Origin of the sequence: Allobosea sp. CER48, from assembly GCF_044752385.1 — a bacterium.
Lineage (GTDB): Bacteria > Pseudomonadota > Alphaproteobacteria > Rhizobiales > Beijerinckiaceae > Allobosea.
The window spans coordinates 1-11,132 of the sequence record NZ_JBIWYK010000051.1; the positions used below are offsets into that span (position 1 = coordinate 1).

Genomic DNA, 11,132 nt, shown 5'->3' on the forward strand with positions numbered 1-11,132 from the left:
CTCGCGGACGTCGAACCCGTCCCGCAGCTCCGGGATGTGGCTGGCGATGGCGCCGCCGAGAATCCCCGTGAAGGTCGCCCTGCCCTCCGGCGAGACGACGAGGCCATTGGCCGCCTCGAAGGAGGCGTTCCAGGCGATGGCCTCCTCGCGCGCCAATGCCGGCGGCAAGTCGAGCTCGAGCCTGCCGTCGACCAGCTTGACCGGGTAGCCGCCGGGCAAGCCCCCCGGGCCGGGCACATGACCCTGCCAGGGTTTGCCCGCCGCCATGGCGAGCAGCATCGGCACGCCGCTCGCGCCCGATATCTCGATCACCGGTTCGGGCGTGAGCTGGATATCGGCGAAGTGGGCGTAGACATCGGAAACTTCCTCGCCATCCAGCCAGACGCGCGGGGCGCGCCCGCCGCGCTCCTCCGGGCGGCGGCGCCAGGCGGCGAGGTTCTGGTAATGCGCGAGAACCTTGACCTCGGCACCGGCGCGCGTCGCGGCCGAGCCGGCGAAGACGTTGGACAGGATCGCGACATTCCCCATGCCGCAGGAGACGGCATGGCCCATCGCGCGGATCATGCCGTTGACCACGTCGGGGAAGCTGCAATTGACCAGCGTCACCGGCTTGCCGCAGCGCGTGATGGCGGCCGCGACGCGTGCGCTGATCAGCGCCTGAAAGACGGCCGTCGCGCTCAGGCCGACCTCTGCAACGAGACGCGTCCAGGCGTTGCCGCTCTGGGCGATGACCTGCGAGGTCTGGATCGAGGCGGCCTGCACGACGATGCGGGGGTCTGCTGCCGCGAGCAGCGCGTCCGAGGCGTCCGGCGCGAGCAAGTCGATGGCGTGGGTGGTGAAACGCGCGTTGGCCCCGAAGAGCGCGGCACGGGCATTGGCGGCAGTGCGCAGCCAGTTCAGCCGTTCGAGATTGCGCCCGGCGATGATCACCTCGACCGGCTCGCGGGCGGTCGCGGCGATGTCGAAGGCGATGCGGGCGGCGAAGCCGCCGGTGCCGGAGATCAGGATATCGCAGCTCGCCATGTCAGCGCCCCGTTGCGGCCCTGTCCCAGCAATCGTCGAGCCGGGGTGAGAGCTTGTGCTTCATGATGCGCTGGCTCGCCGTGCGCTCGAACTCGTCGACGAGGGCGATGTAGCGCGGGTTCTGGTAGGGCGCGAGGCGCTGGCCGAGCCAGCCGGACAGGGCCTGCGGATCGATGATCGCGCCGTGGCGCGGCTTGACGAAGAGCTTGATGTCCTGCTCGCCGATATCGGCGGCCACGCCGATCATCGCGCAATCCTCGACCGCGTCATGCTCGGCCGCGACATGCTCGACCTCCCAGGCCGAAACGTTCTCGCCGCGGCAGCGCACGCTGTCGGTCATGCGGCCGTGGAAATAGAGGTTGCCGTCGACATCGAAGGAGCCGAGATCGCCGGTATGGAGGGCGCCGTTACGCAGAGCCTTCGCGGTCGCCTCGGGATTGTCGAGATAGCCGGGGAAGATCGCGCCGGGGACGCTGGTCCCGACCACGATCTCGCCGCGCTCGCCGACCGCTACCGGCATCGCCTCGCCATCGAGCAGGCTGACGGTGAACCAGGGCATCGGCCGCCCGACCGAACCGACCACGCCGCTTGTATTGCAGGTCGTCAGGCTGGAGGCTTCGGTCATGCCATAGCATTCGCGGATATCGACGCCGAAGCGGTCGCGGAACTGCCGCCAGATGTCGGCCGGGCAGCCGCCGCCCCAGGCGATGCGCACGCCATGCTCGCGATCTGCAGCGGAAGACGGCTGCTTCAGCAGGATCTGAAGGATGCCGCCGAGATAGTGGATATGGGTCGCGCCCTCCTCCCGGACCTGGGCCCAGAAACGGCTGGCGCTGAAGCGTTCGACCATGGCTAGCGTCACGTCGCGGATCATCGGCAGCGGCAGAAGCTGGGCGCCGCCGATATGATAGAGCGGCTCCCAGACGAAGAAGACCTCACCGGGCTGCGCATCCGACAGGTAGAGCACGCTTTCGGCCGCCAGCCGCAGCATCCGGTGCGAGACGATCACGCCCTTCGGCCGCCCGGTCGTTCCGGAGGTGTACATGATGGCGAAGACGGCATCCGCAGCCGGGGCCGGTTCGTCGAAACAGACGGTTCCGGCGAGCACCGCATCGAGATCGCCGCCCGGCGCATGCAGCAGCACCGGCAAGGCCGCGTCCGGCCCCATCGCTTCGGCGATCTGGGGGGCGAGCTCGATGTCAGCGACGATGAGGCGCGGGCCGGAATGGGTCAGGAGATAGTTCAGCCCCTCGCCGCGCTGCTGGGCGTTGACCGGCACCCAGGCGACGCCGGCCCGCGCGAGCCCGAAGACCACGGCGATGGTCGCGATCGAATTGCGCATCATCACCGCGACGCGATCCCCCGCGACGATACCGCGTCCCCGCAAATGTCCGGCGAAGGCGGCCGAGCGCCGCTCGATCTCGCCATAGCTCACCGGCTCGCCGCCGAAGCGGGCATAGACGCTGTCCGGCTCGGCGGCGGCGCGCGCGGTCAGAAGGCCAACGAAGCCGTCTTTGTCAGGAGAGATCATGGTTGCGCTTCGGTCGTCGATGTCAGGAAGAGGAGGAGGAACGAAAGCGTTCGGCCAGCAGCAGCATCGCCGTCACCACCACGAAGACGACAACCGAAACCGCGGCCAGCGTCGGGTTGAGCTGCAGGATCATGTCGTCCCACATCTGCTTCGGCAGGGTCGTCTTGACGCCGCCCGAAACGAAGATCGCGATGGTGAGCTCGTCGAAGGAGGTGATGAAGGCAAAGAGGAAGGCCGCGACGAGGCCTCCCTTGACCAGCGGGATCGTCACGCCTGTCAGGGTGCGGACGCGGTTGGCGCCGAGCGTCGCCGCCGCCTGGTCGAGCCGCTGGTCGTAAGTCTTGAGCACGGCCGCGATGGTGACGAGCGTGAACGGGATCGCCAGCACGGTATGGCCGATGATCAGGCCGAGATCGGTGGCGACGAGACCGATCCGGGCGAAGAGGTAGAACAGCCCGACCGCGATGACGATGCGCGGCACGATCATCGGCGCCAGGAAGAAGGCGAAGATCAGCCCGCCCCAGCGCGTGCGGCTATGGGCCAGCGCCAGCGCCGCGAAGCCACCGATCGCGGTTGCGGCCAGCGCCGTGGCGAAGGCGACCATGAAGGAGCGCAACGTCGCCTGAAGCCAGAGCGGCGATTCGAAGTAGGTGCGGAACCAGCCGATCCCGTAGCCCGGCGGCGGAAATTCGAGGAACTGCGACGAGGTAAAGGCGAGCGGGATCACCAGCAACGTCGGCAGCACCAGAAAGCCGATGGCGAGCCAGCAGAAGCCCGGCAGCAGCGCCGCGCAGATGCGCTTGCCCAGCACGCGTTGCGCAACAGCCGCGATGCGCCCGGCGATGTCCGCGACGATGCCGAGAATGGCGAGACCGAGATCGCGGATGCGCCCGCCCCCGGCCTGCGCCGAGCCGCCGGCGATCGTCGAGATCCCGAAGAGCCGGTCATAGATCCAGCAGGAGACCAGCGCAGCCGCCAGCATCATTGCCGCAAGCGCCCCGGCGAAGGACCAGTTCAGCAACTCCTGCACCTGCGTGATGATGAGCTGGGCGAGCATCGTCTCCTGCCGCCCGCCGAGGAAGGCCGGCACGATGAAGAAGCCGAGCGAGGAGATGAAGACGAGCAGGCCCGCTGCGGCCACACCCGGCAGGGAGAGCTTGAAATAGACCAGCCAGAAGGCCCTCGCCGGAGCGGCTCCGAGCGTCTGCGCGGCCTGCACCAGGCGGCGATCGATGCCGGTCATCACCGGCAGCATGGTCATCACCGCAAGCGGCACCATGGCATGGACCATGCCGACCATGACACCGAACATGTTGTGCAGCAGCGGCAGGGGCTGATCGACGAGACCGGAGCCCGTCGCCAGCGAATTGATGATGCCGCTGCGACCGAGCACGATCATCCAGGCGAAGGTCTTGACGAGATAGCTGGTCCAGAACGGCACCATGACGAAGAGCAGCATGCGGCCGCGGAACATGTCGGGCAGGCGCGCCAGCCAGTAGGCCAGCGGATAGCCGATCAGCAGCGACCAGAGGGCCGTCCAGCCGGCGATGCGGAACGTGATGCCGAGCACCCGCAGATAGACATCGGTCGCGGCGATGCGCTGGTAGGCGCCGGCCGAGAAGCCGCCGGTTTCGGGATCGACGAGGCTGAGGCCGAGCAGCTGCGCCACCGGCCAGGCAAAGAAGACAGCAAGGAACGCGAGGCCGGGCACCGCCAGCCAGAGGGGACCGAACCTGAACCGGCTCCGGCGCGCCGGACCCGTGCCTGCCGCGACCGCGCTCATGCGACCAGCACCGCCTTGTCGCGGGCCCAGCCGGCGACGATGGCCTGGTCGATGGCGGGCACCGGGTCGTCCGGCCCCAGCCGCAGCACGAGCGGACTGCCGTCTCCGAGCGCGGCAATGACGCGCGTCTCCGAGCCGGCATAGACGATTTCGCTGACCCGGCCGCGGACGGCATTGCCGTCGCGCTCGCCGAGATGGAGGTTCTCCGGCCGGATGACGAGGGCGGCGTCCTTGCTCTGGCAATTGGCGTCGCTCGGCAGGGCGAAGCGGCCATGGGGCGTGTCGAGCGCGCCGTTGCCGTCCCACCTGCCGCGGAAGATGTTCGAGATGCCGATGAAATCGGCGGCGAAGGCGGTGCGCGGGCGCTCGTAGATTTCGCGCGGCGTGCCGAGCTGCTCGATCTTCGCATGGTTCATCAGGCAGATGCGGTCGGACATCGCGAGCGCTTCCTCCTGATCGTGGGTCACGTACACGATCGTGGCGCCGCTCTCGCGGTGCAGCCGCTTGATCTCGATCTGCATGTGTTCGCGCAGCTTCTTGTCGAGGGCGCCGAGCGGCTCGTCCATCAGGATGATCGAGGGCTGGTAGACGAAGCAGCGCGCCAGCGCGACGCGCTGCTGCTGGCCACCGGACAATTCGCGCGGGAAGCGCCCGGCGAGATGGCCGAGATGGACCATGTCCAGCGTGGCTGCGACCCGGCCGGCGATCTCGCCGGCGGGGCGGCCGCGCATCTTGAGCGGAAAGGCGATGTTCTCCGCTACGGTCAGGTGCGGGAAAAGCGCGTAGTGCTGGAACACCAGGCCGATATCGCGCTGGTGGACGGGCATGTTCGACTGGTCGCGCCCGTCGATCACCACCCTGCCCTCGCTGGCCTCGACCAGACCGCAGATGAGCTGAAGCAGCGTCGTCTTGCCGGAGCCCGAAGGCCCCAGCAAGGTGAGGAACTCGCCCTCGGCAACGCTGAGCGAGCTCGGCTCGAGGGCCATGGTCGCGCCATAGCGCTTGCCAAGTCCTTCGATGACAAGCTTGCCCTCGACCACGAGCTTGGCCGATTTCGGCTCGATCGCGTTCATTCCGGCACCCGTCCCCATCGCCGTCAGGTCAGGAGCCAGGCGTTGAAGCGCTCGGTGACCTTGGCGCGGTTGGCGCTCCACCAGTCCTCGTTGGCGATCGCCATCTGCTTCAGGTTCTCCGGCGAGGTCGGCAGCACCTTGGCGCGCTCGGCGGGGATGGTCTGGTAAGCGTCGAGATTGGTCGGGCCATAGGCCAGCGCCTCGGTGAAGACGGCCTGCGCCTTCGGATCGGAGCAGAAGCGGATGAACTGCCGCGCGACGTCCGCCTTCGGGCCGCCCTTGGGCAGGCCCCAGCCCTCGATCGAGTAGAGGCCCTGGTTCCACACGATCTTGGCCTGCGTGCCGCCGTCGATCGCCGCCTGCAGGCGGGCGTTCCAGCCCGGCAGCATGTCGACCTCGCCGCTCTGCAGGAGCTGCGTCGACTGGGCGCCGCCGGTCCACCAGACCGCGACATGCGGCTTGATCTTGTCGAGCACCTTGAAGGCGCGATCGATATCGAGCGGATAGAGTTTGTCGAGCGGCACGCCGTCGGCAAGCAGCGCCTGCTCGATCGTATCGATCGGATTCTTGCGCAGCGCGCGGCGGCCCGGGAACTTCTCGACATTGAAGAAGTCGGCCCAGCTCGCCGGCGCGGTCTTCACGCGGTCGGTGCGGTAGGCGAAGACAGTCGAATAGACATCCGTGCCCATGAACTCGGGCGAGATCGCCTCCGGCATCAACTTCGGGACATCGGCATGGGCGAAGCCGATCGGATCGAGCAAGCCCTGCGCCTTGAGGATGTCGCGGGCCGAGAGCGTCAGCGTGCAGACGTCCCAGGTATAGGACTTGGTCTCGACCATCGCCTTGAACTGGGCGGTCGGCTCGGCCTCGCGTGCGACGTTGACGACCTTGTTGCCGGTCGCCTTCTCGAAGGGATCGTAGAAGGCCTTGCGAAAGGCCGGACCGAACGGGCCGCCGGGATCGGCAACCGTGATCTGGGTCGCGGCGCGCGCCGTGCCCGTCAGGTACGGCGCTGCGACCGCGCCGGCGGCAACGCCGCCAGCGAGTTGCAGCAGGGTGCGCCTGGTCGGCTTCGTCATGCTCGTCATCGTCTACTCCCCTTTCAAGCGGTTTTCCGCATTTCCCCATGGGTGATCGGATGGACAGGTGGCGCGATCAGGCCGACTTCCGCGCCGCCCGCTTGGCCAGGAAGGCCTCCATCATCCGCGCCGGCTCGCCGGTTGCGTAGGCGGCGCGCTGGTTGCGGATGCCGGCGGCGAGGCACTCGCGGAAACTCTCCTCGGTGACTTCGCGGAAGCGCGCCTTGTTCAGCCGCATGGCGACCGGCGGCTTGGCGGCGAGTTCCTCGGCCAGCGCGAGCGAGGCCGGCAGCACCTGCTCCTTCGGCACGATCCGGTTGATCAGGCCGATGCGGACGCACTCGTCGGCATCCATCATCCTGCCGGTCAGGGTCAGGTCGATGGTGCGGGCGATCCCGATCATCTCCTTCATGATCCAGGGGCCGGTGACCGAGGCGATGCCGGAATTGATCTCGGGCTGGCCCATGGTGACGCCGGCATGACCGACGCGCAGGTCACAAAGCAGCGCGACCTGGAAGGCGGAACCGGCAGCGACGCCGTTCAGCGCCGCAATCAGCGGCTTCGAGAGCGAGCGCATGCGATCATAGAGGCGCTCCCATTCGCCCATCCACAACTCGGCGCGGTCCGGATCGAAGGTCTTGGTCTCGTTGAGGTCCTGACCGGCGCCGAAGGCGCGATCGCCCGCACCCGTCAGGATGATCGCGCGGACACCCTCGTTGGCCTCCATCTCGTCGAAGCAGGCCACCAGCCGCTCGCGCATCGGCGCATTCCAGGCGTTCAGGATCTCGGGGCGGTTGAGGGTGATGATGCCGACTGCGCCACGCACCTCGACCAGAACAGAGTCCTTCATAGCGCTCTCCGATGAGTGTTTATTGCAATGTAATAACTTCTATTGATTATTCTGCGCCAAAGGCTCAGCTTGTCAAGATCGTTAGCCGCAGCCATTGATCGCGCCGAGGAGAGCAGGCCCCGATGACGATGCCCGAAGAGACCCCGCCCGGCCGGAAGCGCACGTCGCAGGCGGCCGACCAAGCGCCCCGCAAGGACGACGCGCTGATGGTCAATTCAGTGGAGAAGGCGTTCCGCGTGCTCTCGGCCTTCGGCCGCCAGCACCAGACGCTCAACCTGTCGCAGGTCGCCTCGGAAACAGGGATGGATGTCAGCGCCGCCCAGCGCTTCACTCACACGCTCACCAAGCTCGGCTATCTCCGCAAGGACGCGCAGACCAAGCGCTTCGAGCTGACGGCGAAGACGCTCGACCTCGGCTATCATTTCGTCCGCAGCAGCCGCCTGCTCGACCGGGCGATGCCCTACCTGATGCACTTGAGCAAGGAGACCGAGGAGACGGTGAACCTCACCGTGCGCGAGGAGACCGAAATCATCTTCGTCTCGCGCTTTCTCAGCCGGCACGTGCTCAACACCGACGTCATCATCGGCACGCGGATGCCGGCCTATGCCACGGCGCCGGGCATCGCCATGCTGTCGCGCCTGCCCGAGGACGAGGCGATGGCGATCATCGACGCCTCCGACCGCCGCGCCTACACGCCCTCGACAACCTGGCAGCGCGAGACGCTGCGCGAGAAGCTGCGCCAGTCGGCCGCGCAGGGCTACGCTACCGCCTTCGAGGAGGTGTATATCGGCGATGCTTCGATTGCCGCCGTGATCGTCGATCATCACGGTCGCCCCGAAGCCGCCGTCAACATCGCGACCTCGACCTCGCGCTACAGCCATGAGGAGGTCGTCTCGCGCTTCTCCTCGCTGGTGATCGCTGCCGCCCACGCCATCTCGCGCGTCTGAGAAAACGGGGCGAATGCCCTTGACAGGCCGCATTCTCATTTATCAAAATCCGAAAACTTATATCGCATTGCAATAACATTGAGATTCCATGGAACGCTCGCAGGCGCAGTTCCGCCGTGTGGCTAGCCGCCACGGAGCAGCGGTGACCCTCAGCTTCGATGGCATGTCCATCCGGGCGACCGCCGGTGACAGCGTTCTCGCCGCGCTGCTGGAGAACGGCGCGCTCGCCCGCCGCCTCGAATTCGGCGCCGAGCCGCGGGCGGGCTTCTGCCTGATGGGCGCCTGCCAGGACTGCTGGGTCTGGAGTGCGGCGGGCGGCCGGATCAGGGCCTGCACCACGTCGGTCAGCGAGGGCATGGAACTCTTCGCCGAACCGCAGGGCATGGCCGACGCCGATGACTGAAATCGTCATCATCGGAGCCGGCCCCGCCGGGATCAGCGCCGCCGAACTTCTCGTCGCACACGGGCTGAAACCCATCCTGATCGACGAAGGCGCTTGGGCCGGCGGACAAGGCTATCGCCGGCCGGCCGACGACCTCGCTCTCGACATGACCAGGCTGATGGGATCGGAAGCCGGGCGATACGCGAGCTTGCATCAACGCTTCGCCGCCTTGCGCTCCAGGATCGATTATCGGCCCCGCACGCTGGTCTGGGCGATCGACGGCCAGCGCCTGCACCTCCTGTGCGACGGCCGCGCCGAGACGCTCGATTGCGACAGGCTGCTGGTCGCCAGCGGAGCGATGGACCGGATCGCGCCCCTGCCGGGCTGGACGACCCCCGGCGTCTTCACCCTCGGCGGGGCGCAGGTCGCGCTCAAGGACCAGGGCTGCCTGATCGGCAGCCGCGTCGCCTTTCTCGGGTCGTCGCCGTTGCTGACACTGGCCGCGAAGCAATACCGCGCAATGGGCGCCGAGATCGCGGTGATCGCCGATACGACGCCATTCTCCGCCAAGCTCGCCGCGATGCCCGCTCTGCTCGGCGCGCCGCGCACATTCCTGCGCGGGCTCTGGTACATGGCTGCGGCCTTGCGCGCGGGTGTCCCGATGCTGCACGGGGTGACACCGGTCGCCATTGAAGGAAACGGCCATGTCGAAGCTCTCATCCTGCGCGACGGCAGCGGGCGGGAACGGCGTTTCGCCTGCGATGCGGTCGCACTCGGCTATGGTCTCAAGCCCGAGACGCAGCTAGCCGATCTCGCCGGGGCGGCATTCGCCTATGATCCGGATTTCCGGCTGTTCCTGCCGAAGATCGATAGCTTCGGCCGAGCGCGGCCCGGCCTGTACCTGGCTGGAGACGGGGTGCGGATCGGCGGCGCCGATGCCGCCGAGGCCAGCGGGACGCTCGCGGCCCACGCCATTCTTTCGGATCTAGGCCACGCGCAGGACATCGCTGCGATCAGGCCACTGGCGCGGCACGTCGCACGGCTGCGCAATTTCCAGCGCGGGCTGGCACGCGCCTTCGCCTGGCCGAAGGAGCAGATCGCCGCCCTGCCCGATGCGGTCACGCTCTGCCGCTGCGAGAACGTGACGGTCGGCGAAGTCCGCGCCGCAATGGCCAAGGCGCTCGGGCCAGTCGAGGTCAACCGGGTGAAGGCGATGACCCGTTGCGGGATGGGGCGCTGCCAGGGGCGCGTCTGCGGGCCAGCGCTGCAGGAGATTGTCGCGGCGGGCGCCGGGCAAGGCGGGGAAGCGGCCGGCCGTTTGCGCGGGCAAGCGCCGGTGAAGCCGATCGCGCTCGCGGCAGCGGAAGAGCCGGCATGAGCAGACACACGACCGATGTCGCGATCGTCGGCGGCGGGCTGATCGGGGCCTGGACCGCCTTCTTCCTCGCAAGGCGTGGACAGCGCGTGACGCTGGTCGAGAAGGGCGTCGTCGGCGAGCAATCGAGCGGCGTCAATTTCGGGAACCTGCGCCTGCAGGGGCGCTTTCCCGGCCAGTATCCGCTGTCGCTGCGCTCGCAGGCGCTATGGGAGGATTTCGACGCGCTGATCGGCGAGGATTGCGAATTCGAGCAGACCGGGCATCTCTACCTCGCCTATGACGAAGAGGAGCAGGCGAAACTCGAGGGCTATGCCAAGGTCTCGGAATCCTACGGGCTGGCGATCGAACGGGTCGGCCCCGCCGATCTGCGCCGGCGCTGGCCCTGGCTGGGCGAACGTGCCGTAGCTGCCACCTTCTCCGCGCGCGATGCCACCGCCAATCCGCGACTCGCGACGCCGGCAGTGGCGCGGGCTGCCGCAAGACAGGGCGCCGCCATCCTGGAGAACACGCGCGTTACCGCGGTGAACCGCGACGGTGGCGGCTTCGAACTGACTCTGTCGAACGGCAGCCACTTGAGCTGCGGTGCGCTGGTCAACTGTGCCGGGGCATGGGCGCTGGAGATCGCCGAGCGCTTCGGCGAGACCGCTCCGGTCTTCCCGGCCGGACCGCCGCAATTCGTGACCGAGCCGTTCCCCTACCGGATCGAGCCCTCGGTGCAGGCGATCGACGGCTCGGTGATCTTCCGGCAGATCCCGCGCGGCAACATCATTCTCGCCGGCTATCCGCGCACCTCGGCCGATCCGCAGGCGAACCGCGCACCGGTGCCCCCGGCCAAGACGCTGGCGGCGATGCGGGCGCTGGCCCGTGTGGCGCCGATGCTGGCGCAATGCCATGTCATCCGTGTCTGGTCCGGCATCGAGGCCTATCTGCCGGACATGGTCCCGGTGATCGGGCCCAGCGGAACGACGCCCGGCCTGTTCCACGCCTTCGGCTTCTGCGGCCACGGCTTCCAGATCGGCCCCGGCGTCGGACTATGCCTGAGCGAGATCATTCTCGATGGCGAAACGCCTACGCCTCTCGACCCGT

The 11,132-nt window shown here is 67.9% G+C and carries 10 protein-coding genes; 4 read left to right on the plus strand and 6 right to left on the minus strand.

Features of this window, described 5'->3' with window-relative positions; all coding sequences use genetic code 11:
• From ACIPIA_RS03855 to ACIPIA_RS03880, 6 genes are all read right to left on the minus strand, one after another.
• The coding region (locus ACIPIA_RS03855) for a hypothetical protein (RefSeq protein ID WP_400506847.1) at nt 1–1,023 on the minus strand (1,023 nt) is incomplete at its 3' end.
• Nucleotide 1,024: 1 nt separating this feature from the next.
• Nucleotides 1,025–2,554 (minus strand): class I adenylate-forming enzyme family protein, encoded by a 1,530-nt coding sequence (locus tag ACIPIA_RS03860; protein WP_400506848.1) that lies wholly within the window; start codon nt 2,552–2,554, stop codon nt 1,025–1,027.
• 22 nt (nt 2,555–2,576) lie between these two features.
• Nucleotides 2,577–4,337 (minus strand): ABC transporter permease subunit, encoded by a 1,761-nt coding sequence (locus tag ACIPIA_RS03865; protein ID WP_400506850.1) that lies wholly within the window; start codon nt 4,335–4,337, stop codon nt 2,577–2,579.
• A complete protein-coding gene (locus ACIPIA_RS03870; RefSeq protein ID WP_400506852.1) occupies nt 4,334–5,410 on the minus strand; it encodes an ABC transporter ATP-binding protein in 1,077 nt (358 codons plus the stop codon). The genes ACIPIA_RS03865 and ACIPIA_RS03870 overlap by 4 nt, the downstream gene beginning before the upstream one ends.
• 23 nt (nt 5,411–5,433) lie before the next feature.
• Nucleotides 5,434–6,489 (minus strand): ABC transporter substrate-binding protein, encoded by a 1,056-nt coding sequence (locus ACIPIA_RS03875; RefSeq protein WP_400506854.1) that lies wholly within the window; start codon nt 6,487–6,489, stop codon nt 5,434–5,436.
• 76 nt (nt 6,490–6,565) lie between these two features.
• The gene (locus tag ACIPIA_RS03880) at nt 6,566–7,339 is read right to left on the minus strand and encodes an enoyl-CoA hydratase/isomerase family protein (protein ID WP_400506856.1); all 774 of its coding nucleotides are present in this window, start codon (nt 7,337–7,339) and stop codon (nt 6,566–6,568) included.
• A 122-nt stretch (nt 7,340–7,461) separates the two neighbouring features.
• Here ACIPIA_RS03880 and ACIPIA_RS03885 point away from each other — a divergent pair, with 122 nt between their 5' ends.
• The 4 genes from ACIPIA_RS03885 to ACIPIA_RS03900 all read left to right on the plus strand — a co-directional run.
• On the plus strand, nt 7,462–8,286 hold the full coding sequence (locus ACIPIA_RS03885; RefSeq protein WP_400506858.1) for an IclR family transcriptional regulator: 825 nt from the start codon (nt 7,462–7,464) through the stop codon (nt 8,284–8,286).
• A gap of 88 nt (nt 8,287–8,374) precedes the next feature.
• Complete coding sequence (locus tag ACIPIA_RS03890) at nt 8,375–8,689, plus strand: (2Fe-2S)-binding protein (protein ID WP_400506859.1); 315 nt, start codon at nt 8,375–8,377, stop codon at nt 8,687–8,689.
• Entirely contained in the window at nt 8,682–10,046 is a 1,365-nt protein-coding gene (locus ACIPIA_RS03895; protein ID WP_400506861.1) for an FAD/NAD(P)-dependent oxidoreductase, read from the plus strand. Before ACIPIA_RS03890 ends, ACIPIA_RS03895 begins: the two co-directional genes overlap by 8 nt.
• The coding region (locus tag ACIPIA_RS03900) for an NAD(P)/FAD-dependent oxidoreductase (RefSeq protein ID WP_400506863.1) at nt 10,043–11,132 on the plus strand (1,090 nt) is incomplete at its 3' end. The genes ACIPIA_RS03895 and ACIPIA_RS03900, both read left to right, overlap by 4 nt.

Bases quoted from the DNA above. Each gene is read 5' to 3' on its own strand.
- ACIPIA_RS03860 (WP_400506848.1), bottom strand. From the start codon at position 2,554: ATGATCTCTCCTGACAAAGACGGCTTCGTTGGCCTTCTGACCGCGCGC.
- ACIPIA_RS03865 (WP_400506850.1), bottom strand. From the start codon at position 4,337: ATGAGCGCGGTCGCGGCAGGCACGGGTCCGGCGCGCCGGAGCCGGTTC.
- ACIPIA_RS03870 (WP_400506852.1), bottom strand. From the start codon at position 5,410: ATGAACGCGATCGAGCCGAAATCGGCCAAGCTCGTGGTCGAGGGCAAG.
- ACIPIA_RS03875 (WP_400506854.1), bottom strand. From the start codon at position 6,489: ATGACGAAGCCGACCAGGCGCACCCTGCTGCAACTCGCTGGCGGCGTT.
- ACIPIA_RS03880 (WP_400506856.1), bottom strand. From the start codon at position 7,339: ATGAAGGACTCTGTTCTGGTCGAGGTGCGTGGCGCAGTCGGCATCATC.
- ACIPIA_RS03885 (WP_400506858.1), top strand. From the start codon at position 7,462: ATGACGATGCCCGAAGAGACCCCGCCCGGCCGGAAGCGCACGTCGCAG.
- ACIPIA_RS03890 (WP_400506859.1), top strand. From the start codon at position 8,375: ATGGAACGCTCGCAGGCGCAGTTCCGCCGTGTGGCTAGCCGCCACGGA.
- ACIPIA_RS03895 (WP_400506861.1), top strand. From the start codon at position 8,682: ATGACTGAAATCGTCATCATCGGAGCCGGCCCCGCCGGGATCAGCGCC.